This is a genomic window from Enterobacter cloacae complex sp. 2015409 (assembly GCF_041365315.1).
GTDB lineage: Bacteria > Pseudomonadota > Gammaproteobacteria > Enterobacterales > Enterobacteriaceae > Enterobacter > Enterobacter pseudoroggenkampii.
Map to the genome: position 1 here is coordinate 1,181,980 of NZ_JBFTVM010000001.1, position 25,078 is coordinate 1,207,057.

General features: G+C 51.6%; 25 protein-coding genes and 1 pseudogene. 19 read left to right on the forward strand and 7 right to left on the reverse strand.

Going from position 1 to position 25,078, the window contains the following annotated elements; genetic code table 11:
- The first annotated feature begins 11 nt into the window (after positions 1-11).
- Positions 12-503, forward strand: a complete 492-nt coding sequence (locus tag ACDO57_RS05585; RefSeq protein ID WP_370883640.1) for an Hcp family type VI secretion system effector — start codon at positions 12-14, stop codon at positions 501-503.
- A 32-nt stretch (positions 504-535) separates the two neighbouring features.
- On the opposite strand, the gene ACDO57_RS05590 is transcribed toward ACDO57_RS05585, so the two are convergent.
- Positions 536-1,951 carry an MFS transporter gene (locus tag ACDO57_RS05590; protein WP_370883641.1) on the reverse strand — a complete coding sequence of 472 codons (1,416 nt, stop codon included), beginning with the start codon at positions 1,949-1,951 and terminating at the stop codon, positions 536-538.
- 117 nt (positions 1,952-2,068) lie between these two features.
- Here ACDO57_RS05590 and ACDO57_RS05595 point away from each other — a divergent pair, with 117 nt between their 5' ends.
- Positions 2,069-2,974, forward strand: a complete 906-nt coding sequence (locus ACDO57_RS05595) for a LysR family transcriptional regulator (RefSeq protein WP_370883642.1) — start codon at positions 2,069-2,071, stop codon at positions 2,972-2,974.
- A gap of 3 nt (positions 2,975-2,977) precedes the next feature.
- Here the strand turns inward: ACDO57_RS05595 and ACDO57_RS05600 are convergent, their stop codons facing one another.
- Both ACDO57_RS05600 and ACDO57_RS05605 read right to left on the reverse strand, forming a co-directional pair.
- Positions 2,978-4,432, reverse strand: coding sequence for a Cu(+)/Ag(+) sensor histidine kinase (locus ACDO57_RS05600; protein WP_370883643.1), 1,455 nt, complete (start codon positions 4,430-4,432; stop codon positions 2,978-2,980).
- Positions 4,422-5,105, reverse strand: coding sequence for a copper/silver response regulator transcription factor (locus tag ACDO57_RS05605; protein ID WP_023311824.1), 684 nt, complete (start codon positions 5,103-5,105; stop codon positions 4,422-4,424). The genes ACDO57_RS05600 and ACDO57_RS05605 overlap by 11 nt, the downstream gene beginning before the upstream one ends.
- 162 nt (positions 5,106-5,267) lie before the next feature.
- On the opposite strand from ACDO57_RS05605, the gene ACDO57_RS05610 reads away from it, so the two are divergent.
- The 4 genes from ACDO57_RS05610 to silA are packed head-to-tail and all read left to right on the forward strand — an operon-like array spanning position 5,268 to position 11,436.
- Entirely contained in the window at positions 5,268-6,653 is a 1,386-nt protein-coding gene (locus tag ACDO57_RS05610; protein ID WP_157189194.1) for an efflux transporter outer membrane subunit, read from the forward strand.
- Between the two features lie 28 nt (positions 6,654-6,681).
- Positions 6,682-7,023, forward strand: coding sequence for a cation efflux system protein CusF (gene cusF / locus ACDO57_RS05615; RefSeq protein WP_024908525.1), 342 nt, complete (start codon positions 6,682-6,684; stop codon positions 7,021-7,023).
- An 11-nt stretch (positions 7,024-7,034) separates the two neighbouring features.
- On the forward strand, positions 7,035-8,285 hold the full coding sequence (locus ACDO57_RS05620; RefSeq protein ID WP_370883644.1) for an efflux RND transporter periplasmic adaptor subunit: 1,251 nt from the start codon (positions 7,035-7,037) through the stop codon (positions 8,283-8,285).
- Positions 8,286-8,295: 10 nt separating this feature from the next.
- Entirely contained in the window at positions 8,296-11,436 is a 3,141-nt protein-coding gene (gene silA / locus ACDO57_RS05625) for a Cu(+)/Ag(+) efflux RND transporter permease subunit SilA (RefSeq protein ID WP_048991622.1), read from the forward strand.
- A gap of 43 nt (positions 11,437-11,479) precedes the next feature.
- Here the strand turns inward: silA and ACDO57_RS05630 are convergent, their stop codons facing one another.
- The gene (locus ACDO57_RS05630) at positions 11,480-12,064 is read right to left on the reverse strand and encodes a hypothetical protein (protein ID WP_157189928.1); all 585 of its coding nucleotides are present in this window, start codon (positions 12,062-12,064) and stop codon (positions 11,480-11,482) included.
- 178 nt (positions 12,065-12,242) lie between these two features.
- Here ACDO57_RS05630 and ACDO57_RS05635 point away from each other — a divergent pair, with 178 nt between their 5' ends.
- The 6 genes and pseudogenes from ACDO57_RS05635 (at position 12,243) to ACDO57_RS05660 (ending at position 17,000) form a co-directional block, all read left to right on the forward strand.
- Positions 12,243-12,569 carry a Silver-binding protein gene (locus ACDO57_RS05635; protein WP_157189193.1) on the forward strand — a complete coding sequence of 109 codons (327 nt, stop codon included), beginning with the start codon at positions 12,243-12,245 and terminating at the stop codon, positions 12,567-12,569.
- A 17-nt stretch (positions 12,570-12,586) separates the two neighbouring features.
- Positions 12,587-12,664 (forward strand): annotated as a pseudogene (locus tag ACDO57_RS05640) (recombinase family protein); the annotation flags it as partial.
- A 560-nt stretch (positions 12,665-13,224) separates the two neighbouring features.
- Positions 13,225-13,494 carry a hypothetical protein gene (locus ACDO57_RS05645; RefSeq protein WP_024908520.1) on the forward strand — a complete coding sequence of 90 codons (270 nt, stop codon included), beginning with the start codon at positions 13,225-13,227 and terminating at the stop codon, positions 13,492-13,494.
- A 245-nt stretch (positions 13,495-13,739) separates the two neighbouring features.
- The gene (locus ACDO57_RS05650) at positions 13,740-14,882 is read left to right on the forward strand and encodes an HBL/NHE enterotoxin family protein (RefSeq protein WP_048991623.1); all 1,143 of its coding nucleotides are present in this window, start codon (positions 13,740-13,742) and stop codon (positions 14,880-14,882) included.
- 103 nt (positions 14,883-14,985) lie between these two features.
- Positions 14,986-15,873: an HBL/NHE enterotoxin family protein gene (locus ACDO57_RS05655; RefSeq protein WP_157189192.1), complete on the forward strand. Its 888-nt coding sequence runs from the start codon at positions 14,986-14,988 to the stop codon at positions 15,871-15,873.
- A 35-nt stretch (positions 15,874-15,908) separates the two neighbouring features.
- Entirely contained in the window at positions 15,909-17,000 is a 1,092-nt protein-coding gene (locus tag ACDO57_RS05660; RefSeq protein ID WP_157189191.1) for an HBL/NHE enterotoxin family protein, read from the forward strand.
- 291 nt (positions 17,001-17,291) lie between these two features.
- Here ACDO57_RS05660 and ACDO57_RS05665 read toward each other — a convergent pair whose 3' ends face one another.
- The gene (locus tag ACDO57_RS05665; RefSeq protein WP_370883645.1) at positions 17,292-18,200 is read right to left on the reverse strand and encodes a LysR family transcriptional regulator; all 909 of its coding nucleotides are present in this window, start codon (positions 18,198-18,200) and stop codon (positions 17,292-17,294) included.
- 94 nt (positions 18,201-18,294) lie between these two features.
- On the opposite strand from ACDO57_RS05665, the gene ACDO57_RS05670 reads away from it, so the two are divergent.
- From ACDO57_RS05670 to ACDO57_RS05685, 4 genes are all read left to right on the forward strand, one after another.
- Complete coding sequence (locus ACDO57_RS05670; RefSeq protein WP_370884110.1) at positions 18,295-19,257, forward strand: NAD-dependent epimerase/dehydratase family protein; 963 nt, start codon at positions 18,295-18,297, stop codon at positions 19,255-19,257.
- 74 nt (positions 19,258-19,331) lie between these two features.
- Positions 19,332-19,775, forward strand: a complete 444-nt coding sequence (locus ACDO57_RS05675) for a PACE efflux transporter (RefSeq protein ID WP_024908486.1) — start codon at positions 19,332-19,334, stop codon at positions 19,773-19,775.
- 94 nt (positions 19,776-19,869) lie between these two features.
- Positions 19,870-20,241: a VOC family protein gene (locus ACDO57_RS05680; protein ID WP_024908485.1), complete on the forward strand. Its 372-nt coding sequence runs from the start codon at positions 19,870-19,872 to the stop codon at positions 20,239-20,241.
- 137 nt (positions 20,242-20,378) lie between these two features.
- Positions 20,379-20,741: a DUF4406 domain-containing protein gene (locus ACDO57_RS05685; RefSeq protein WP_157189189.1), complete on the forward strand. Its 363-nt coding sequence runs from the start codon at positions 20,379-20,381 to the stop codon at positions 20,739-20,741.
- A 38-nt stretch (positions 20,742-20,779) separates the two neighbouring features.
- Here the strand turns inward: ACDO57_RS05685 and ACDO57_RS05690 are convergent, their stop codons facing one another.
- Positions 20,780-21,553: a DeoR/GlpR family DNA-binding transcription regulator gene (locus ACDO57_RS05690; RefSeq protein ID WP_370884111.1), complete on the reverse strand. Its 774-nt coding sequence runs from the start codon at positions 21,551-21,553 to the stop codon at positions 20,780-20,782.
- 86 nt (positions 21,554-21,639) lie between these two features.
- Here ACDO57_RS05690 and ACDO57_RS05695 point away from each other — a divergent pair, with 86 nt between their 5' ends.
- Both ACDO57_RS05695 and ACDO57_RS05700 read left to right on the forward strand, forming a co-directional pair.
- Positions 21,640-22,224, forward strand: a complete 585-nt coding sequence (locus tag ACDO57_RS05695) for an NUDIX domain-containing protein (protein ID WP_024908482.1) — start codon at positions 21,640-21,642, stop codon at positions 22,222-22,224.
- 305 nt (positions 22,225-22,529) lie between these two features.
- Positions 22,530-23,222 (forward strand): LuxR family transcriptional regulator, encoded by a 693-nt coding sequence (locus ACDO57_RS05700; RefSeq protein ID WP_024908481.1) that lies wholly within the window; start codon positions 22,530-22,532, stop codon positions 23,220-23,222.
- 14 nt (positions 23,223-23,236) lie between these two features.
- On the opposite strand, the gene ACDO57_RS05705 is transcribed toward ACDO57_RS05700, so the two are convergent.
- Positions 23,237-23,875: an acyl-homoserine-lactone synthase gene (locus ACDO57_RS05705; protein ID WP_157189188.1), complete on the reverse strand. Its 639-nt coding sequence runs from the start codon at positions 23,873-23,875 to the stop codon at positions 23,237-23,239.
- Between the two features lie 440 nt (positions 23,876-24,315).
- Here ACDO57_RS05705 and tam point away from each other — a divergent pair, with 440 nt between their 5' ends.
- Positions 24,316-25,074 carry a trans-aconitate 2-methyltransferase gene (tam, locus tag ACDO57_RS05710; protein WP_024908479.1) on the forward strand — a complete coding sequence of 253 codons (759 nt, stop codon included), beginning with the start codon at positions 24,316-24,318 and terminating at the stop codon, positions 25,072-25,074.
- Positions 25,075-25,078: the final 4 nt, after the last annotated feature.

Genomic DNA, 25,078 nt, shown 5'->3' on the forward strand with positions numbered 1-25,078 from the left:
GAGTTATAGAAATGGCTGTACCAGTACACCTCTTTTTGAAAGACGATGGCGGAGCAATGATCCGTGGCGGTTCTGATGTTGCAGAGCGTGAAGGAAGTATAGAGCTCAGGGATCTGATTCATAACCTGAGCATTCCAACAGATGATGCAACGGGTAAACTTACAGGTACAAGGCAACACTCAGCTTTCAGTTTAACAAAAGCAATTGATTCATCTTCACCCTATCTATATAAAGCAGTCGCTACAGGTCAGACGCTTCATAGTGCTGAATTAAAGTTCTACCACATCAATGATGCTGGTCAGGAAGTGGAATACTTCAACATCCTTATGGAAGGTGTGAAAGTCATTTCAATAACTCCAATAATGCATGATACAAGAGATTGTCCCGGTACAGGTCACATGGAAAATGTATCTTTGCGATATGCAAAAATCACCTGGAAAATTCTGGACGGAAATATTCAGTACACTGATGCCTGGAACGAACGCCCTACAGCCTATGCGTAAAAACGAGCAGCGCCTCTCGGCGCTGCAATAGTTTACGCTGATGCCCAAACAGCAGGGCGCAGCCTGCTCAGGCTAAATAAGACCGATCCCGTTGAGGCAATCACCGCAATCCACAGCGCCAGATGCACGGCCCGGTCATCAAGCGTTTGATGATCTGACCCTGTAGTCACAGCCAGCAGCACCCCCACCACGGCGGCGCCGAGACACTGGCCGAATGTCCTCACAATCGACAACACGCCGGAGGCATAGCTGGCATATTCCCGCGCGACGTTAGCGAGCATTTCCCGGTTATTGGGGCTCTGGAAGCAGCCAAATCCAATACCGCATACCAGACTGCGCAGACAGATATTCCACACGGAAGGATTCTCCGGCAACGTGGCCAGCAGGACCAACCCACCGACAAAGACGATCAGCCCGAGGGTCGAGATCAGCGGCGCGGAGATCGTATCCGCCCAGCGACCCGCGTGCGGCGCGATCAGCACGATGCCAATCGGCCACGGGGTGAACAGCAGCGCCGACACCACCGGGCTGTAGCCATACACGCTCTGAAACAGGAACGGCAGCGCGACGAACGTGATCCCCTGGCTCACAAACGAGGCCAGCGAGGTCAGCGCGGCAAGGGTGAAGCGCCCGTTTCTGAACATCACCGGCGGCAGTAACGGATGTTGTGCGCGCCGAATCCGCCAGGTAAAGGCGAAGGCGCCGACCAGCGCGAGAACGCCCCAGCAGACGGCCTCCTGAATAATGTGCTCCGTCACGTGCTGAAGGCTGTCGGCCAGCATGATCGCTGAACCTAACAGGACGGCGGAGAGCACGGCGCCCGGCGCGTCAAAGGGAGTGCGGTCAGCGGCCGATTCCCGCGGCAAGGCCCGCCATGCCAGCAGCAGGGCGATACTGCCTGGAATAAGGTTAATGGCGAACAGCCATTGCCAGCTCAGGGCGTCCAGTATTGTTCCGCCGAGCACCGGGGCGATCGCCGTGCTGGAGGCGATAAGCAGGGCGTGCAGCCCCAGAATGCGGCCCAGCAGTCGGCCCGGAAAAACGGAGCGCAGGATAGCCGGAGCAATACTCAGGGTCGCCGCGCCGCCGATGCCCTGCAGAATTCGCATCCCGGTTAACATTTCCGGCGTTGTTGCCATCGCGCAGCCGAGCGAGGTGAGCGTAAAGGTGGCAAGCCCGGCCAGAAAGATTGGGCGATAGCCCACGCGGGCTGCCAGCGCCGCGAAGATGGCCAACGTCATCGCCGCTGACAGCAGATAACCGTTGGCGAACCAGACCGCAACGTTCGCAGGGACCTGCATCGCTCTTGCCATGGAGGGGAGCGCGATGTTGATCATGGTACCGTCAAAAACGCCCATCAGCGTGGTGGTCATAACGGCGGCCAGGACCCTGGCGCGTTCATGCCCGGGTAAACCTTCATCGCCGGGCAGGTTGGTAAATAGCGTCATCGTCGTTACTCCGGATAAGAATCGTGATGACGAAACTATAATCATGCGGTATACAGGGCGGAAGACGCAGCATTTGCACTTAATCATTGCACGTAACGCCACATCTGAGGAGGCATCGTGTCCGATCCTGACTTTAACCTTCTGGTTGCGCTCGACGTTCTGCTGGCAGAAGCCAGCGTGGCGGGCGCGGCGCGACGTTTGAGCCTGAGCACCTCCGCCATGAGCCGCACCCTGAGCCGGCTGCGGGAGGTGACCGGCGATCCTATTCTGGTACGGGCCGGTCGTCATATGGTGTTGACGCCCTGGGCCGAAGCCACCCGGGACCGCGCCAGAAGCGCCGTGCACGAGGCGAGGGCGGTGCTGCAGCCCTCCACCGACACGCTGAAGGTGGAAAGCCTTGAACGACTGTTCACCATCCGGGCCAACGACGGTTTTGTGGTGGCGTTTGGGCCTCTGCTCATTGCCGCAGTGGCGAGCGTCGCGCCCGGGGTGTGCATCCGCTTCTCACCGAAACCGGAAAAAACGTCGCGCTACTTGCGTGAGGGGCTGGTCGACCTGGAGATCGGCGTGCAGGGTAACATGGGGCCTGAAATACGGCTGCAAAGGCTCTTTCAGGATCGGTTTGTTGGCGCGGTGCGTAAGGGGCATCCGCTGTCAGAGCAGCCGGAGGTCAGCCTGAGTGACTATGTTTCCTGGGGCCATGTGGTGGCCTCGCCGGACGGATCGCTGCACGGGTTTGCCGATGAGGCGCTGGCGGAGCGCGGGATGAAGCGCAAGGTCGCCAGCGTGGTGCCCGGCTTTCCGACGGCGTTATCCGTGGCGCTGGCCTCCGATCTAATTGCCATGGTGCCGGCGTTATATCTGCTCAATCAGGCGATGACCGAGCGCGTGCACGTCTTTGAACTGCCCTTTAAGACCCGGACCATAACGGTTTCACAGATGTGGCATCCGCGCATGGAGAGGGATCCGGCGCACCGGTGGCTCAGGGAAAAGGTCCTTGAGGTGTGCCGTGCTGTTTGCTGACGCTCAGAGCACTTTCCCCGGCACGGTGAGGATGAAGCGCGTCGACACCGCATCCGATTCCACGCGGACTTTTCCCTGATGTGCGGTGACGATGGACTTCACGATGGCAAGCCCAATGCCGCTGCCTTCGCCTTTACGCTGCCTGGACGGATCGACGCGATAAAAACGGTCAAACAGCTTCGGCAGATGCGCCGGCGGGATCGGCGTGCCGGGGTTTTCTGTCACCAGCTCAACGTCGTTATCCTGTTTTCGCAGTGAGACCGTCACCGTTTTGCCCGCTGGCGTATAGCGCAGGGCGTTAGATAACAGATTATTGATGGCCCTTCTGAACATCTGCGGATCGCCTTCTATCAGGCAGGGCATCCCGTTAAACTTCAGCGCGATGTGGCGTTCTTCCGCCCAGGCTTCGAAGAAATCGAAGACTTTCATGACCTCGGCGCTTAAATCAAACATCACCCGGTCAGGGATGAGCTGATTGTTATCCGCCTGCGCCAGGAAAAGCATGTCGCTGACCATGCGGGTCATCCGGTTGTACTCTTCCAGGCTGGAGTACAACACATCCTCCAGCTCCTTCGGAGTGCGGTTCTGACTCAGCGCGATTTCCGTTTGCGTCACCAGGTTGGTGATGGGGGTTCTGATTTCGTGCGCGATGTCGGCGGAAAAGTTAGCCTGACGGGTAAAGACATCTTCAATCTTTTCGATCATCTGGTTGAAGGAGATGACCAGCTGCTCCAGCTCAACGGGTACGCGGGACGGCTCCAGTCGTGCATCCAGATTTTCAGAGGTGATGTTTTTTATGGCGTTGCTGACGTTACGCAGAGGCAAATGTCCCTGGCGCACCGCGATGCGAATGACAAGGATAATCAGCAGGCTGATAACCGCCGCAATCGCCAGGAGATTCTTTTTCAGCGCCTCAAGATAGTGGAGATGAAAATTAATGGAGAGCCCGATCAGCATGACGTAGTCCTGGGTTTTTCCCTGCAGCGTCGCCGTGCCTGAAGAGGCGATAATCCGGTAGGTTTCCATTTTCATGTCGGACCCGGCGTGCATGGGGTTGGCCGGGTCTTCTACCGTCCAGAGAAACACATCCTGTACGCGACGGTGTTCGCTAAAGTTCGCCGTGTTCATTGCCGGGCGCAAAGCCGCCCCTTGCGCCGAGGTGAACAGGGTATTGCCCTGCGGATCCAGAAGCAGGACGGCCACGTTGCGGTAGCTGGCGATCGACTCTTTAATCTTGCTGATTTTCTTTTGATCGGGATCGGCCGGTGATTGCAGTATGCGGTGCATCGCAGTACTGATTTGCTGCAGATCGCTGATATCCTGCTCGGCGAAATGCTTTTCAACGGAATGGAGCATAAACCAGGTAAAGGCGAAAAAGGCCAGTATAGTGGAGAGACTGATAAGAAAGGTCAGCCGCAGTGCAAGAGAAAAGGGGCGCCGGGGAAGCTTAACGTGCATCCGGCACCTCCAGCATATAGCCCACGCCGCGCACCGTCTGGATCAGCTTCGGTTCAAAATCGTTATCGATTTTCGCGCGCAGCCGCTTTACCGCCACGTCAATCGCGTTTGTGTCGCTGTCAAAATTCATGTCCCACACCTGGGAGGCAATCAGGGAGCGGGGAAGCACTTCCCCCTGATGGCGCATGAAAAACTCCAGCAGGCTGAACTCTTTGCTGGTTAACAGGATGCGACTTCCGGCCCGGCTGACCTTTCTCGACACGAGGTCAACCGTCAGGTCAGCCACCTGAAGCTGGCTTTCCGCGATCACCGTATTTCCGCGTCTTAACAGCGTCCTTACCCGGGCGAGCAGCTCGGCAAAGGCGAAAGGCTTAATCAGATAATCATCCGCGCCCAGCTCCAGCCCCTTAACCCGATGTTCAATCGTACCGAGAGCCGTAAGTAACAGAATGGGCATCCCTTTGCCGGCAGAGCGGAGCATACGGACAATGTCCCAGCCGTTCACATCGGGCAGCATGATATCCAGAATCAGCAGATCATATTCAGCGGTCATGGCGAGATGGTAGCCGTTCAGGCCATTATCCGCGTGGTCTACGACAAACCCCGCTTCAGTCAGCCCCTTACTCAGGTACTCACCGGTTTTCATTTCGTCTTCGACGATCAGTATTTTCATCGTGCTCCCCAGAATGGCTGCTGATGACATTCTATGGCGCCCGCGACCGTTCACAATGACTTACGTTAAAAATGACAACATTGTCATTATCCTGTCACCCGTCAAACAGGATGTGTTCCGTAGAGTAGCCCTAAAAATACTCTGGACTTCATCTGGACCGTTATGTTCCTGTTAAAACGACTAAGCATCAGTACGGTATTTATCCTGGCAGGCTGCGTCTCGCTGGCCCCTGAGTACCAGCGCCCGGCGTCACCGGTACCCCAGCAATTTTCACTCTCGCGCAACGGCCTGACGCCCGCGGTGGCGGGTTATCAGGACACCGGCTGGCGCACCTTTTTTGTCGACCCGCAGGTAGCGGGGCTGATTACGGAAGCCCTGAATAACAATCGCGATGTAAAAATGGCCGCCCTGAAGGTTGAAGAGGCGCGGGCGCAGTTCAACGTGACGGATGCAGACCGTTATCCTCAGCTGAATGCGTCTTCGGGTATCACGTACAGCGGCGGGCTTAAAAGTGACAAACCCACCACGCAGCAGTACGACGCGGGCCTTGCGCTTAGCTATGAACTCGACTTCTTCGGCAAGCTGAGGAACATGAGCGAGGCTGACCGACAAAACTATTTCGCCAGCGAAGAGGCCCGGCGCGCGGTGCATATCCTGCTCGTCTCTAACGTTTCTCAAAGCTATTTCAACCAGCAGCTGGCGTATAAACAGCTGCGTATTGCGCGGGAAACGCTGACAAATTACCAGCAGTCCTATGCGTTCGTTGAGCAGCAGTTGGTGACGGGCAGTACGAACGTCCTGGCGCTGGAACAGGCCCGGGGACAGATCGAAAGCACGCAGGCAGATATTGCCAAACGAGAGGGAGAGCTGGCGCAGGCCAATAATGCCCTGCAGCTGGTCCTCGGCACGTATCGCGCGCTCCCGGGCGACAGCGGAATGAATGCCGGCGACGTTGCGCCGGTAAAACTGCCTCCCCATCTTTCCTCAGCGATACTGTTACAGCGCCCGGATATTATGGAGGCGGAGTACCAGCTTAAAGCGGCCGATGCGAATATCGGCGCCGCGCGTGCAGCCTTTTTCCCGTCCATATCACTAACCAGCGGGCTTTCAACTGGCAGCACGGAATTATCCAGCCTGTTCACGTCAGGGAGCGGGATGTGGAATTTTATTCCTAAAATCGAAATTCCCATTTTCAATGCGGGCAGGAATAAGGCCAACCTGAAGCTGGCTGAAATTCGCCAGCAGCAGTCGGTTGTTAATTACGAACAAAAAATTCAGTCCGCCTTCAAACAGGTTGCCGACGCGCTCGCGCTGCGGGACAGCATTAACCAGCAGCTTGCTGCGCAACAGCGGTATCTTGATTCGCTACGCATAACCCTGCAGCGGGCCAGAGGGTTATATTCCAGCGGGGCGGTCAGCTATATCGAAGTGCTTGATGCGGAACGTTCTCTTTTCTCCACGCAGCAAAATATTCTCGACCTTATTTATGCCCGGCAGGTTAATGAAATTAATCTTTTCACCGCGCTCGGCGGCGGTTGGGTCGAATAACGTTATTTAATTAAACAGGAAAATAAACATGCGCAATTCACTTAAGGCTGTTGTATTCGGTGCGATCTCTATTGTGTTTTCTGCTGGCCTCCAGGCTGAAGTTCATCAGCACGAGGGGATGAGTGCTGCCAGCGAAGGGAGCTCAGAGCAGCTCATCACCGGGACCGGTATCGTGAAGGACATTGATCTCACGAATAAAAAAGTCACGATTTCTCATGAGGCCATCCCGGCGATTGGCTGGCCCGCGATGACCATGCGCTTCACCTTTATTCAGGCCGATGAGAGCATCAACGCCTTAAAAGTCGGCAGTCACGTTGATTTTTCATTTGTTCAGCAGGGCAATATTTCTTTACTGAAGAGCATTAAATAGCGAGATACGGCATGGCCTCATTAAAAATAAAATATGCTGCCATGATAGTCAGCAGCCTGATTGCGGGAGGGCTGATATCGGTAACGGCATGGCAGGCTTTTCATTCGTATGAAAAAACAGAAAACAGCGTCTCTGAAAGAAAGGTGCTTTTCTGGTATGACCCGATGAAGCCCGACGTTAAATTCGATAAGCCCGGTAAATCGCCGTTTATGGATATGGATCTGGTGCCTAAATATGCGGACGAAAATGACGATAAAAGCAGCACCGGAATACGTATCGACCCGACACAGGTTCAGAACCTGGGATTAAAAACGCAAAAGGTGACGCGCGGAACGCTGAATTATGCCCAGACGATCCCGGCCAACGTCAGCTATAACGACTATCAGTTTGTCATTGTGCAGGCGCGCGCGGAAGGGTTCGTGGAGAAAGTGTATCCGCTGACGACGGGCGATAAGGTGAAGAAAGGCACGCCGCTGATTGATATTACCATTCCGGACTGGGTCGAAGCGCAGAGCGAGTTTCTGCTGCTATCCGGCACCGGTGGAACGCCAACGCAAATAAAAGGTGTGCTGGAGCGTCTTCGCCTGGCCGGAATGCCGGATGACGATATTCAGAGGCTGCGTGCGACCCGAACGATCCAGACCCGGTTTACCATCAAGGCGCCTATCGACGGGGTGATAACGGCCTTTGACCTGCGTACCGGGATGAATATTTCCAAAGATAAGGTGGTGGCGCAAATTCAGGGAATGGATCCGGTCTGGATCAGCGCGGCAGTACCTGAATCCATCGCTTATCTGCTGAAAGATACCTCGCAGTTTGCTGTTTCCATACCGGCTTATCCGGATAAATCCTTCCCGGTTGAAAAGTGGAGTCTTCTGCCGAGCGTGGATCAAACCACCCGTACGCTGCAGGTGCGCCTGCAGGTCTCCAATAAGGATGAACTGCTGAAACCGGGCATGAATGCGTACCTGAAGCTAAATACCCAAAGCCAGGAAATGCTGCTAATCCCCTCCCAGGCCGTAATCGATACCGGCAAAGAACAGCGCGTTATTACGGTTGATGCGGACGGGAATTTTGTGCCGAAAAGGATCCACGTTCTGCATGAAGCTCAGCAGCAGTCCGGCATTGGTAGCGGACTGGAAGAGGGAGAGTCGGTAGTGGTCAGCGGTCTGTTCCTGATTGACTCGGAGGCCAATATTACCGGCGCGCTGGAGCGCATGCGTCACGCTGAAACGGCTGACGGCGCGCATTCTGGCCATTAAGGAGACGATGATGATTGAATGGATTATCCGGCGGTCAGTCGCCAACCGTTTCCTGGTCATGATGGGGGCGCTCTTCCTCAGCGTCTGGGGGACATGGACCATCATCAACACCCCGGTCGATGCCTTGCCCGATCTGTCTGACGTTCAGGTGATTATCAAAACCAGCTATCCCGGCCAGGCTCCGCAGATTGTTGAAAACCAGGTCACCTATCCACTCACCACCACCATGCTGTCGGTTCCCGGCGCAAAGACCGTGCGCGGTTTTTCGCAGTTTGGTGATTCGTATGTCTATGTCATTTTTGAAGACGGTACCGATTTGTACTGGGCCCGTTCGCGCGTGCTGGAGTATCTGAACCAGGTTCAGGGCAAACTGCCTGCCGGTGTGAGCTCAGAAATAGGCCCTGATGCCACGGGCGTGGGCTGGATATTTGAGTATGCGCTGGTGGATCGCAGCGGAAAACACGATCTCGCCGAGTTACGCTCGTTGCAGGACTGGTTCCTGAAATTTGAACTGAAAACGATCCCGAACGTGGCTGAAGTGGCCTCCGTCGGCGGCGTGGTGAAGCAGTATCAGATCCAGGTCAATCCGTTAAAACTGGCTCAGTACGGCATTAGTCTGCCGGAGGTTAAGCAGGCCCTTGAGTCGTCTAACCAGGAGGCAGGGGGATCGTCAGTTGAAATGGCGGAAGCGGAGTATATGGTCCGGGCCAGCGGCTATCTGCAGACGATGGACGATTTCAATAACATCGTCCTGAAAACCGGCGAGAACGGGGTACCGATTTACCTTCGTGATGTTGCCCGCGTACAAACGGGGCCGGAAATGCGGCGCGGTATTGCCGAGCTGAACGGGCAGGGTGAAGTGGCGGGCGGCGTGGTGATCCTGCGTTCGGGCAAAAATGCGCGCGAGGTCATCACGGCGGTAAAAGATAAACTGGAGACGCTGAAGGCCAGCCTGCCGGAAGGGGTTGAGATTGTGACTACCTACGATCGCAGCCAGCTCATCGATCGGGCAATCGACAACCTGAGTTCCAAGCTGCTCGAAGAGTTTATCGTGGTGGCCATCGTCTGCGCCCTGTTCCTGTGGCACGTTCGCTCTGCGCTGGTGGCGATTATCTCTCTGCCGCTTGGCCTGTGTATTGCCTTTATCGTCATGCATTTCCAGGGACTGAACGCCAATATCATGTCGCTGGGAGGCATTGCCATTGCCGTCGGCGCGATGGTGGATGCCGCTATCGTCATGATTGAAAACGCGCACAAACGGCTGGAAGAGTGGGATCACCTGCATCCGGGAGAGCAGATTGATAACGCCACGCGCTGGAAGGTGATCACCAATGCCTCTGTCGAGGTTGGCCCCGCGCTGTTTATCAGCCTGCTGATTATCACCTTATCCTTCATTCCTATCTTTACCCTTGAGGGGCAGGAAGGGCGGCTGTTTGGTCCGCTGGCCTTCACAAAAACGTACTCCATGGCGGGCGCGGCCGCGCTGGCCATCATTGTTATCCCCATCCTGATGGGATTCTGGATCCGGGGTAAAATCCCTGCAGAGACCAGTAACCCGTTGAACAGGCTACTGATTAAAGCCTATCATCCGCTACTGATTCGTGTGCTCCACTGGCCTAAAACAACCCTGCTGGCTGCGGCCTTATCCATCTTCACGGTGATCTGGCCCCTGAGCCAGGTGGGCGGCGAGTTCCTGCCAAAGATAAATGAAGGTGACCTGCTGTATATGCCGTCAACATTGCCGGGCGTCTCTCCGGCTGAAGCTGCCGCGCTGTTACAGACAACGGACAAGCTCATCAAAACCGTGCCTGAAGTGGCCTCGGTGTTTGGCAAAACCGGCAAGGCCGAAACGGCAACGGATTCCGCGCCGCTCGAAATGGTGGAGACCACCATTCAGCTCAAGCCTGAGGATCAGTGGCGGCCCGGCATGACGATTGACAAGATCGTTGACGAGCTAGACAAGACCGTTCGTTTGCCTGGCCTGGCGAACCTCTGGGTTCCGCCCATTCGTAACCGGATAGACATGCTTTCGACCGGGATCAAAAGCCCCATCGGTATCAAAGTGTCAGGTACCGTTCTGTCGGATATTGACGCCACGGCGCAGAGCATCGAGGCGGTAGCCAAAACGGTGCCGGGCGTGGTGTCTGCCCTGGCTGAACGTCTGGAGGGCGGGCGCTACATTGATGTCGATATCAACCGGGAAAAAGCCTCCCGCTACGGGATGACGGTGGGTGATGTGCAGCTCTTTGTCTCCTCGGCCATCGGCGGGGCGACGGTGGGTGAAACGGTGGAAGGCGTCGCCCGATACCCGATTAATATTCGCTATCCTCAGGATTACCGGAACAGCCCGAGCGCGTTGAAGCAGATGCCTGTCCTCACGCCGATGAAACAGCAGATCACGCTGGGCGATGTGGCGGATATCAACGTGGTTTCCGGCCCCACGATGCTAAAAACGGAGAATGCCCGACCTGCGAGCTGGATTTATATCGATGCCCGCGGCAGGGATATGGTGTCGGTGGTGAACGACATTAAAATGGCTATCAGTCAGAACGTAAAGCTGAGACCGGGTACCAGCGTCTCATTCTCCGGACAGTTTGAACTGCTCGAACACGCCAACAAGAAACTGAAGCTGATGGTGCCGATGACGGTGATGATCATCTTCATTCTGCTGTATCTGGCGTTCCGTCGCGTGGATGAAGCGTTGCTGATCCTGATGAGCTTGCCGTTCGCCCTGGTCGGAGGAATATGGTTCCTCTACTGGCAGGGCTTCCATATGTCTGTGGCAACCGGCACCGGTTTTATCGCTCTGGCCGGGGTAGCGGCAGAATTTGGGGTGGTCATGCTGATGTATTTGCGTCATGCCATTGAAGCACACCCGGCGTTATCCCATCGGGAAACGTTCACCGAACAGGGGCTAGATGACGCTCTTTATCATGGCGCGGTGCTGCGCGTGCGGCCAAAGGCGATGACCGTCGCGGTGATTATTGCCGGTCTGCTGCCCATTCTGTGGGGTACCGGTGCCGGGTCAGAAGTCATGAGCCGGATAGCGGCGCCCATGATTGGCGGCATGATCACGGCTCCGCTACTATCGCTGTTTATTATTCCTGCGGCGTATAAGTTAATTTGGTTGCGCAGGCATAAAAAGCCATAAAAAAAACCGCCAGTGATGGCGGTTTTTTTTATGGGATGAACGCTTAGCGCGCTGTTTTAGCACGCGTCTGGCTGAGAAGCTTGCGCCAGGCACGATTATGCAGAGTAAACAGCAGCATCTTATAGAAGGCGGTGGAAAGGATACAGCTGCCGCTAAGCAGTAGCATGACGGTACTCACTAGCGCCGCGGTCAGACTGACGCCCGGAGCAGCGCTACCGCTCAGCGCGACCAGCAGATAGGCTGCCGTTAATACCAGGCTTATCACCGCCAGCGTAAAGTGTAACCTCACGGCGCGCATGCTGCCTTTGCCAATCATAAACATCGTCACGCCGTTAAGGCCGGCGAACAGAAGGGCGATCAGGACAACCCAGACGAATACGTGTCCCGCTGGCTGGTCGAGTTCGGCGAGTACGCCATACCCCAGCCACAGCTGAGGAATAGCGAAACTGACAATCACCCCGAGAGTACTGATTGCCGCCGGAATACCCATGGTGTGTAAACCCACAGGTTTGCCCATTTCTTCAGCCAACTGAGTCTTTAGCTGTTGCAGCTGTGTCGGGGAGGCATTGCTTATGCTGGTAGCCACCTCGTTACAGTGTTGCAGGCGACGGGATAAATTTCTAATTATTTGAATAATCAACGTTTTGTATCTCTCGTTCCTTGAGTGCCGGAATAGGATAGGGAATAAGCTCATAGAGTGACAGAAATGTCACTCGCCAGTCATGCGATAAACAGTAGCCGGTTTTTATAATTCATTATAAAGAAGGCCTCCAACTGTTGGGCGCTTTAACTTCGGAGATACCGTTATGAAAAAGACCCTTTTATCTGTTATTGCCCTCCTGGCGGTTTCTGCATCCAGCTGGGCGGCAGAGACAAACAGCAACAAACAGGCAGCACTGCCCCATGACATGATGCAAAGCAACACATCGGATTCGAGCCAGAGCATGGCGGAAATGCATAAGGAGATGATCAAAACCCGTCCATGCGGTACTAACGAAACAGCGACGTCGTTTTCCGGGATGAATGAACACGAGAAAGCGGCGATTGCACACGAGACGGCGAATAACGGCCAGTCTTCGGTCAGCCATCAGCAGCAGGCGCAACAACATCGTCGCCAGATGACAGAGAATTAATCCGCTGCGAAGCCTCTCGAGGCCGTAAACCCTCCATCGATCCTGCTGAAGTGTACCGTCTGCATGTGGTCGCGAAAATGGGCGGCACGGCAATTTGAAAACCCGCAGGTGACTTTGCGGGTTTTTTATTTCAGCCGAAAAAAAAGGCCTACAAATCAAAAGTTAAAATATTTATATAATTAAGCTTTGATTAATAAATAAACTAACCATTAACAATTGCTTAATTGTTAATTTAAAACAAAAGCGATTTTTCTTTGCCTTTTTCTGGGGGAGGGGTGTTTATTCTGATAATAATTAATCACTTGAGGCATTACTCTGGATTAAGATAAAAAAGCCATCATTGATACTTTACTTATGTTATAAAGTGGCACGTTACACCATGTAACCCATGGTGCAGCAAAATGAAATTTCGTATTATTAAAGTCAGTTGCGGGAAATGATTGCACCACTCATATTTAAGAACGTTCTGATTGCCAGTTATTGCACTGGATAAAATATAAAATATATCACAAGCAGCTTCTGCCAGATTGAAGTTGGTGGTTTTTTTCTTTACAAATATGTATGGAAATAAATGGATTCCAGAAACCATTTCAAAATAGATGGGGCGAACTCCGAAAAGCCAAATGAGTAGGATGACTAATATCGAGGCAATATCATGTCGAATCAAGAGACTATTGTTGGTGGCTGGACGGCTTATCATACGTTGACCGAAAAAGATTGGCAGGTATTTAAAGAAGCCATGGCGGGATTTGTTGGTGTAACGTATGAGCCGCAGGCCGTCTCAACGCAGTTAGTGGCCGGGACAAATTATCGCTTCAAGTGCCTTGCTTCAATTCCGCCTGCTTTAGTGGTGTGGGAGTCTATTGTTGAAATCTTCCAGCCTTTGCAGGGGGCTCCGCATATTGTCGGGATCACCCGAATCTGAACTTTCAATCAATACTGTTTCAATGCGTGATTTAGGAAAACATTCCAGGCTTTGACGGTCTTTTCGTAAATAAGTGATTTTTATTAAGTTGATTTTGCTTTAATCCACTTATTGAAAGAAGTCGTGAGCTTAAAACACGATTTCCTTGGTATGAAATGACCTGATTAGCCACGGTCAATATGTTTTATATTTAACTGAGTTCTAAGAGTTCACTCCGATCTTAGTAACAGAAAGGGTATTTAATAATGCTAAATCATATTCTACAGGCCGGCACTAATCCGTCGATTAACAGTAATAACATGAAAGCGAGTGCTGATGCCTCAACCACGGCAGCTGTGATTATTCAAAACTATGTCGGCACCATTTTAACACAGGCCGATCTCTCTCTGCCTGATATATTACCCGATCTACCGGAACATCAGGCAAAGGCCAGAGACCATGCCACATCCTGGCGTGATGTCATACAGCCGCAAATGATCTCAACCAATACGGATATTGTGAGCTTCTCTAACAATTTTGATTCCTATTATGATCCTTTGGTTAAGCTGGCGGTAAAAATACAGCAAAACCCTTCGGACACAGCATCAATTAATACTTTTAAACTGGGTGTTCAGCAACTTCAGGCGTTGGTCGCTCAAAAACAAACCGCTACGCATACCGTGGTTAATTCAGTGGGGGGGTTCCAGACCACGCTTGCCGAAGATGCCCGCAATTTCGCCAGTGATTTTTCGACGGCAGAGGCTGCATTAGCCGGTAAAGACGGGCAAATTGCCGCACTGGGGAAACAAATCGACGCTATTAATTCCGCCATGAGTAAAGACTTGACTATGATTGCAGCGGGTTCAACCGCCGCAGTGGTAGGGGGATTAATGATTGCCGTGGGGGCACTGGCGGAAATTGCGACCGCAGGCGTCAGTACCGCACTGATTGTCGGTGGATTGGTGGTCGTTGGAGCCGGTGCTGGTGTTGCCATTGCCGGGGGAGTTGACTATGCCAAGCAAACCAGTGCGCTCAGCACGGCCATTACGACCAGAACAAAACTACAACAACAGTATTCTGCCACCAAAAACGTGAATACGATTGTTCAGAATCTTTCAGGCCAGGCATCCGCTGCGGTTCAGGCCGCGGGTTCTTTACTGGCAGGTTGGCAGACGCTAGAACAGGACTTTATTGTCTTCCAGTCGGCGCTGACCAGCGCGACCCCCGATTTAGGTTATTTCCTGATCGCGCAACTCAATGCGGCGAAAGCGGACTGGGATGACGTTGGCAATCATGCCCGTAAACTCCTGGATTATGGTTCTTTACCGGTCAGCAACGCTTCGGTTACCAGCGGTGGGATCCTGTTACCTAATCCAACGGCGACGTTTGCACGGCTGGCTGCTGCATAGCGTTCATCAATCAGGCCCGTGAGGGTCTGATTGTTTTAACAGAAAACCGGACGCATCGTTTCACGATGATGCCAATAAAAGACCCATGTCTAAGGTTCAGAGTATGCCAGCATTAAAAGTCAGCTTTACTCAGGCATTAGCGGCTCAACAAAATGTGCGTCAACAGATGAAGCAGGTCGCACAACAATTAGAACAGCTTCCGCCCATTAACGATCCGCAGATCTCCGACCTGAATGAAAATATTGTCTCCGTCCACAATCATGCGAATTATTATCTGTCTGACATTGTGGTGAAAATGGATTCGTTGTATTCCGAGGTTATCAGGTTTGGAGACGAGCTGGATTCTACGGTTTCTAACATCCGTTCTGAATTAAATGGTCCTGACGGACAGGGATATCTCATAAAAGCTCAGGGGCAGATTAAGCAATTACTCTCCGACAGCGCGCCGCTATCCGCCTCTCTGAATAATTTCAATGAAGTTGTTATTTCCTTTAATAATGACATTACGTCGGACTCAAGGAACTTGCTAGCCGATCAGCAAAAGGCGCAACAGTTATTAGCTGCCGATCGGGCAAGATTAGAGGCTCTTAACGCTCAGCTGAATGCGCTGAATGCTGAGCTTGAAAGTAAAAAGAGGATGGAAATTATCATCGGCATTTTTACTCTTGGGATTGGCGCCGCCATTATGGAATTAACAGGCTATGTGCAAAGCACAGAGCGGGCGATTGGACAGGCGCAACAGGAAACGGAGAGGCTTTATCAGGAAATAGGACAGCTCGGCGCCACCAGTGATGCACTGAACGCATTGACCAAAGGAACCGCTATTTTGTGTGGCCTGACACAATCTCTTCAATATGGTTGGCAAACCGTGACGGCCGAGCTGTCGGAGGTCACCCAACAACAGGTGACTGCGGATTTTCTTATCGTCTCGGTTAATACCGTGCAGGCGAACTGGCAGGAAGTGATGCGCACCGTTGAGCAATTGCAGTAAGGCAAAAACCAATTAACGACTTTGAGGTTTTCATTATGATCATGCAAGCCATTGCAGCTGTGAAAAATGATACTGAATCATCATCAACCAATACCTTAATGACAGGTATTCAGGGCATTGGTGCTTCATCGATTGCTCAACAGACTTATGCGAGCACTGTATTATGTCAACCCAACATTCATTTAGATATTTTACCTGATCTTCCTGCACAGCAGGCTATTGCGCGCGAACAGGCGCAGGAATGGTTGTCCTCGATTAATCCGGCGGCCATCTCTTCTCTGGTGAATGTGCGTAATTTTTCGAATCAGGTGGGGGCTTATGTCGATGCACTTCTTCCGGCGGCACAAAAATATGACATGGGGGATAAAAGCCAGCTTCCTTATATCCAGCAGGGCATCCAGCAGTTGCTTTTTCTTGCTCAGAAAAACGTCACTTCCACGGGGGTGTTTGTCGATAACGTCCAGGTTTATGTGAATGGGATCAACAGCAGTCAGAGCACATTTAAAGCTGCTAAAGAAACCGTGCAGACGCAAATTACCGGTGATAAAGGGGAAATATCGGCACTTCGGCAGAAGCTAAACGATCTGAATAAACAGATGGATGCAGATATTGTGCAGATTTCGGCGGGAGCGGTGAGCGACATTATAGGGATCGGCATGATTGTCATTGCGGCCACAACAATTATCGAAACCGGTGGGGCAACGCAAACGCTTCTGGCTGCAGGTATTACCCTGGTCGCGGGCGGAACGCTGGCGATGACCATAAGCTCTGCCGATATCGTCAAAGCGCAAAAAGAGTACAGCACAACGTTGACCAATCTCGTCGGGCTTGAATTGGAAGTGGCTGTTTTTGACACGGTTTATAACCAGTTGACGGCCAGTGAAAGACTTTCTCAGTCTGCCATTGATGCCGCTAAGCTGCTGGTCAACGGATGGCAGACCGTTGCTGATAGCTACCAGCAAACGCTGGCCGACCTGCAGCAGAGTTCAAAAGGGTATCTGGCACTGAGGCTGAGCGCGATGAAACGCCAGTGGCAACAGCTAGGCGAGCAGGCGGGAAGCGTGATGCAGTTAGGACCGCTGCCTTTTAATACTGTTCCCGCAAATGAACTGAAGTCTAGTGCATGAAAGGCGAAGATTAATATTTGGCTGCTGCTGCCCGGCAACCGCCGGGCAGAGAGGCTTTTTAGAACAGGTATAGCGTCAGCGCTGTTGGCTGAAGGTGAGTGGTACAAAACAGCGTAAGTTAATAATCAACATGATTTAACATAATATACATTATGCGCACCGATATGGAATCAGGGAAAATCTGGCGTTTTGCGGACATCGTTGGCCTGGCTTCTGAAAGCGTCTTCGCCGGCTATCTCACAGCGCGTCCAGCGCATGCCAGCTTAACGGTGTTATTCTTCCCAGGTTTACTTACCGTTTTTCCCTGTTGATATAAGCCTGTAAACCCTCTGCAAGAAAATCAAACAGCGTTTTACAGGCCTGGCTGTGGCGTAAATCTTCATGCATCACCAGCCAGGTGTCGAGATGAAATGCAAAGAAATCAGGCATTATCCTCTGTAACGGCGGAGAAAAATCGGCCAGATGCACCTGGCACATACCGATACCTGCTCCGGCACGTATGAGGTTTAATTGTGCAATATCGCTGTCGGTTCGCACGGTAAACAGCTCGCGGTTTAGCTGTGGGTACTGTTTAAGTGCTTGTAAAATAAAGGGCGTCATATTATCGAAACCCACAAGCGTATGGGTGAATAACGCATCAATACTTTCCGGTGCTCCATGTCGTGACACATAGGCTGGCGCGGCATGCAGACCTATTTCAATCCTGCCCATCCGACGAGCAATCAGTTGCTCCTGCACCGGTGTGGTCATGCGTACAGCAATATCCGCTTCCCGGTTCAGTAAATCCTGAACGCGGTTAGACAGAACCAGTTCAACGGTTATTTGCGGGTATGCCTCCTTTATTTGTGCGATCACTGGAGGCAGAACCTCAGTGCCGATGATTTCACTTGCGGCAACGCGCACCACGCCTCGTAATCCGGCTGCGCCGGAGCTGAAGCTGGCAGCCGACCGCTCAATCATCATGGCCGTATTTTCCATCGCTTGTGCATGGCCCTTCAGCTCGACGGCTGCGTCCGTAGCCTGCAATCCTGTTTGTGAACGTGTAAATAAAACAAGGCCGAGGGCTGATTCCAGTGCTGCAATATGACGTCCGGCGGTTGGCTGGGTAATGGCAAGCCTGCGTGCGGCCCCTGACAGAGACCCTTCCCTCATCACGGCCAAAAATGTGCGATACCATTCCCACGGGATATTTAGCTTCATACAAAAATGCATACCTGCTGGCTTATATTATGCAATTACATTTAGCCCGTGCGGTCATTAAGATGTCAAGCAGATATCCAATAAGGGTCAGATGATGAAAAGCACAAATAAGGTACTAATACTGGGCGCAACGGGTGGGATCGGTGGCGAAATAGCCCGTAAATTGATCCGGGACGAATGGGATGTGCGTGCATTGCGCCGCTGCACTCCGCAAAATGCCGATCGCAACAATAGCATTTCGTGGATAAGCGGAGATGCGCTGAATGCTGAACAGGTTGAGGCGGCGGCGTCAGAATGCAGCGTGATTGTCCATGCCGTTAACCCGCCGGGTTATCGAAACTGGGAACAGCTCGTTTTGCCCATGCTGCATAACACCATCAGCGCAGCGGAGAAAAACGGTGCATTAATCGTTCTGCCGGGCACGATTTATAACTACGGTCCGGATGCTTTTCCCCTCTTACGCGAGGATTCCCCTCAGAATCCGGTTACCCGAAAAGGCGCCATACGCGTGCAAATGGAGCAGGAACTCGCAGCCTATGCACAGCGTGGCGGAAAGGTGCTGATTTTGCGGGCTGGAGACTTTTTTGGTCCCCATGCTGGCAACAACTGGTTTTCACAGGGACTGGTCAAACCGGGGCATCCACCGCGGGTCATTAAAAACCCCGGCAAAACCGGCGCAGGCCACCAGTGGGCTTATCTGCCGGATGTCGCCGAAACGCTCGCAGCACTGTTGGCGCGTCGGGATGAGCTCGAACCGTTTGCCAGTTTCCATATGCGCGGGCATTGGGATCCTGATGGGACAGCGATGACCGCCGCCATAAAGCTCGTCGTGGAGCGTGCCGGTATAAAGGCGAAAGTGAAATCTTTTCCCTGGTGGCTTATCTCTGCGATGAGTCCCTTTAACGCTACGCTGCATGAAATGCGGGAGATGCGCTATCTTTGGAAGCAGACAATAGAGATGGATAATTCAAAACTGATTGCCTTTTTAGGTCACGAACCGCAGACCCCTCTTAATGAGGCCGTACATTCCACATTAGTTGGTTTGGGCTGTATTTAACATAACCTGCTGTTTAGAAAGAGTTGAAAGATGTCTGATATACTTAAGCTTTTGAAAAACGCAGCCCTAATCAAATGGAAATTGAATTAAATAAAAGTGTTAAAGAGAGAATCTTCCATGCTGTCATTTTTGAGGTGACGGCCAACGTTATTATCGCCCTGTCACTTGCCTGGCTGATGAATGTGTCTGTACTTCAGTCAGGCACGTTGTCCGTCATATCCGCACTTACCGCAACGGTCTGGAATTTTATTTTTAATAAGCTCTTTGATTCCCTGCAGAAAAAATACCAGTTTGAAAGAACATTTCTCATTCGTGCGATCCATGCGGTAGGTTTTGAAGCGGGACTCATCATAACCTTAATGCCTGTCGCGATGATTATGCTGAATCTTACAATGACTGAGGCATTTTTTGTTGAGATTGGTCTTGTACTGTTTTTCCTGCCATACACGATGCTGTTTAACTGGCTTTACGACTATCTGCGCTGGACGTTTGTTGGACGTAAACGGTCTGTTATGTAGCGAGATATCAGTCACATTGACACGCCTTTGATCATCTTCGACTCCACTCACCTCCTATACTCTTCATTTCTCTATCTCTTTTCAGGAGTCGATAATGTTTGATCATGTGAAATTCGGCGTCAGCGATTATGAAAAAAGTAAAACCTTCTTCCTCGAGGCGCTTCGCCCGCTTGGTGTAGAACTCATCGATGAAGGCACGCCGGAGTATGGTGTAGAAATGAGTTCCGGCGATGTTTCACTTTGCCTTTTCCATACAAATGACAAACCCGCGCCTCTGCATCTGGCGTTTGTGGCCAATACGCGCCAGCAGGTTGATGATTTTTACCATGCTGCACTGCGCGCCGGCGGACGTGATAACGGCGGGCCGGGGTTGAGGTCATACGGTGAAAATTACTATGCCGCGTTTGTCATCTCGCCTGATGGTCATAATATCGAGGCGGTGTGCCATGCGCCGCAGAGTCTGTAGCGTCAGATGTCATTAAATATCTGTCATGCGTCTATTTGCACGATTATGCACGAAAGTGCTTCATTAAGCCACGTTAATCCCGTAAGGTATGGCCTGTTAACGTGCAACTTCATGCAATAACACTGACAGAGGTATTTATGACACAACAGTTGATTCTAATTGCCGGCCCCTACCGCAGCGGAACCGGCGACGTTCAGGCGCGCATTGATGAGAATCTGGCGCGTCTCGAAAGCGCAGCATTAGCCGTTTACCAGCGTGGTCACATTCCGATCATAGGTGAATGGCTTGCTTTGCCGTTGGCAAAGGCCGCGGGCTCGAAAACCGTTGGTGATGAAATCAGCGAAGCGATGCTCTACCCCGTTGCTCACCGGCTCATAGCTAAATGCGATGCAATTTATCGTATCGCCGGTGTATCTAAAGGTGCCGATATGGACATTGAGGTCGCCAGAAAATACGGCCTCAGGGTTTATACCGCGCTTGAGGACATTCCTGAGGCTTAAGGAAAACCGACAGCCAGGCTGTGCTCTCAGGCTGGCTGTCAGACAGTATCACGATCTGAGGTTAACACGACGGATACCCCCTTTTCTGATACTGCGCGGACCCAGTCCTTATCGGTATTGTCTTCCACGACGATGGTATTCACCGATGACACATTACCAATCACAAACGAAGACGCTGTGTTGATCTTTTCCGGAGAAGCCAGAACAACAGTCTCCGCGGCTCTGCCGGAAAATGCACGTTTGATGCACGCCTCTTCGAAATCACCGGTCGTTAATCCAGCTTCAGGATGGATCCCGGTCACGCCCATAAAGAACAGGTCTGCATGAATATTTTCGATGCCTTCGATGGCCGCAGCGCCGACCGCAACGATAGAGTGTTTATACAAGCGACCGCCGATCAGAATCACCTCAATGTACGGATGATCGACAAGCCCCAGGGCAATGCTCGGGCTGTGCGTCACCACAGTGATACGAAGCTCGGGAGGGAGAAACGTAATCAGCTCCGACGTTGTCGTGCCACCATCGACGATCACCACCTGGCCTGATGAAATAAGCTTCGCGCCTTTGCGGGCCACCCTTTTTTTCGCATCCATTTTCACGGATTGCCGTTCAGCAAACGGAGCAATCGCGGAAGATGCTGGAAGCGCGCCACCGTGAACCCGCTGCAAGCGCCCTTCTGCCGCCAGCTCGCGCAGATCGCGCCGGATGGTGTCTTCAGAGACGTCAAAGAGAATGCTGAGCGCTTTTGACTGGACCTGACCTTCGGCGCCGAGCTTTTCGAGGATCAATTGTTTTCGTTGACTGGTGAGCATCATGAATTCCTGATGTTGCATGTTTTATCTTGTAAATGCACGATAATGCTGTTTATGATAATTACTCTACGTAAGGAGGAACAAACGTGCAATCAAAACGTGCAGATGTGCGCATCATTAACAGTGAAACACTGTCAGATAACTGGTACGTCCTTAAAAAATACACCTTCGACCTGCAGCGACGTGATGGCGAATGGCAGCGGCAGCAGCGGGAAGTCTATGACCGTGGCAACGGTGCGACGATTTTGCTCTACAACCGTGATAAAAAGACGGTGATCCTGACTCGCCAGTTCCGCTTCCCCGTCTTTATCAACGGCCATGAGGACAATCTAATTGAAGCCGCTGCAGGGTTGCTGGACAACATGGATCCCGAGAGCCGCATCAAAGCAGAAGCGGAAGAAGAGACCGGATTTCACGTTTCACGCGTGCAGAAAATTTTCGAAGCCTATATGAGCCCGGGCTCCGTTACGGAAAAGCTCTATTTTTACCTTGCCGAGTACCAGCCGAGAGACAGAACCGGCGCTGGCGGTGGGATCAAGGCGGAAGGAGAAGATATCGACGTGCTGGAAATGACGCTTGAAGAGGCATTACGCGGCATTGAGACGGGTAAAATCGTCGACGGGAAAACCATCATGCTGCTTTATCATGTGGCCCTTAAAGGTATTCTGTAACCTACTGGTTTAAATCCTGATTTGAAGGTGCATGAGTTGGTACGCTTGTCCGTTACGCGGATGGAATGCGGGAAACCTCCTAAATTTTGCAGCCTACTATATTTAGTGAACGATTTCGAAATTCGATAAAATCATAAACATTTCCCTGAGTCATCTGCATTTACCATTCAAAAATGCCAAACGTTCACAAGGCTGCCTGCAGAGGTAGCCTGTCTTATCTGTTGACTGGATTAAAATGCGACTCGCTACAGATAACGAAGCATATTATACTTGCTCCTCCACTCGAACAGGAGGCAGCAACTCACGTGAAGGATACATATTACAACGACATAACGATCAATACGCTAATTCAGAGTGAGCTGGACGCGTTTTTTGAGGACTTCAAAGGGATCGTCTTTGCCTACGCTATTATGAACAAGAAAGATCCTTCACAGATGAGGATACTCAATAACAGTCCTGAGTGGTTTAATATCTACCTTGAAAGAAAATATCAGTTCATTGACCCTGTCATTATTCGGGCTTTGCGCTGTGTTGAAGACTTTTTCTGGGAAAGCGATGTCGTCCTGTCGGATGGTTATAACCTGACACGCATTTTCGACGAAAGCGTTCAGTATGATATATACCAGGGGCAGACTTTTCCTCTGCATGACTATCTGAATAATCTTGTTGTCTTATCGGTCATCAGTCCTAAGCATTCTGGTATTGACATAGAGAAATATCGGCCGCAATTTCTACGCTTCCTTGTTCAGTTACATCAGAAGACACTCAATCTGTATAGTCAGCATCAGCAGAAAAAGAATGTGTTCTTGTCGCCACGTGAGCGACAAATCCTCAAATGGGTCAGCGCCGGAAAAACCTATGCAGAAATTTCTGTTATTTTATCTATTGCTGAACGCACCGTTAAATTCCATATGGGCAATATAATGAAAAAACTCGGTGTGAATAATGCCAGACATGCAATAAAGCTTGGAACAGAACTCCGGTTACTGGACGACTGACCCTCAGACACTGGTTATAGATAGCGTAAATGCCCGAGCATTTCGCGAAGCCAGTGGCTGGATTTGTCTTTACTAATAATATCTTCAATAATGCGGGTGCTGGCAGGCATATAAATATAGTAAATAACCTCCCCTTTTTCAGAAACACCGCGCTGAATAACTTCAACTTTCCAGTTCGCATGCCGAAATATGGCATACATACCGCGACTGGCTACTGCGTACATTCCGTGATATTTATTCTTAATGCAATAAATATTCATTGCAAGAAACAATGCTTTACTGGCGGGCACGCCCTGCAAACTTGCAGAGTCTCGTGTTTCTTTATCTAAAAATAAACGACTCACTTCACAGCAGGGAACATCGGCTGGAAAAACAATGGGATTATCGAAATAATTATGAAAGATTTCGCTTATCATTGTCGGCTGCGTTGAGTTAATAAATCGCGCGCCGCATAACAGCTGTCCATCATACATACCCAGTAAGTATGTCGTGTTATGGGAATCAAATTGATCCTTTTCCATCCCTTCGATGCATTCCACTTTCCAGTCGAGTCGGTCCCGAAAGGTTTTTCTTCTGAGTCGGTAGAGTTCGTGCGCTAGTGCTGGGGGTAAATCATCGTAGTCGTGTAAAAAAAATTCAATGACAGAAATCATGCTCTTGTTCCTGATAATAACACCTGAAACTATCATCACCTGTCTTTTAGGACAGCTTTCATTGTGCCGCATATTCCCTATACTTAAAAAGTACCTGACCACGAAGTTCTCGCACAACTAAGCGGTCAGGAGGTCAAAGACCTACGAAACACCAGGGATATACCCATCGATGATTATCTAATATTTAAAGTTTCGGGTACAGAGCATAAGAAGCACTTTGCCGATAAAATAATAAAAAACAATACTCATAAAGTAATTACAATAAAAACATTGCCCCTTAATCTTTTAAGGGGTAATATTTCCGATTGCTTATTTTTCCCACCCTCCCCTTCATTTTACAGAATCTACTGACTTCATCTGCCCAAAACCCTGGCCGGTACCGCTTTGCAGGTATCTGCCTGTGCTATTCTTGCTGAATCATGTAAGACGGAGAATTGATGATGGCCGACTGGAACCCTTCTCTTTACCTGCAATTTGGCGCAGAAAGAACGCGTCCAGCCGCCGAGTTGCTCGCCAGAATTCCTCTTGATGAAGCCGCTACTATCGCCGATCTGGGCTGTGGGCCAGGTAACAGCACGGCGCTGTTGAAGCATCGCTGGCCTTCTGCGCACATCACCGGGGTCGATAACTCCCCTGCTATGCTCGAGGAAGCACGCGCCGCCTTACCTGACTGCCACTTTGTTGAGGCCGATATCCGTCAGTACAAGCCTGGCCAGCCGCTGAGCCTGATTTATGCTAACGCGTCGCTGCAATGGGTTCCGGACCATTACGATCTCCTGCCTCATCTTGTCTCCCTGCTTAAGTTAAATGGCGTGCTGGCGATCCAGATGCCTGATAACTGGCTGGAACCCACCCATGTGGCGATGCGTGAAGTGGCGCTGGAGCAAGACTACCCGGACCGTGGCCGCGAACCTCTGCCGGGTATACATGCTTATTACGATATTCTGTCGGAGGCTGGCTGTGACGTGGATATCTGGCGGACAACCTATTATCACAAAATGAGCTCTCATCAGGCCATTATTGACTGGGTAAGCGCCACCGGCCTGCGCCCCTGGCTCCAGGAACTGAACGAGAGCGAGCAGAAACGTTTCCTGAAACGCTACCATGAACTGCTGGAAGAGCAGTATCCGCTTCAGGAAAACGGGCAGATACTGCTGGCTTTTCCTCGGTTGTTTATCGTGGCTCAACGCCAGCCCTGATCCG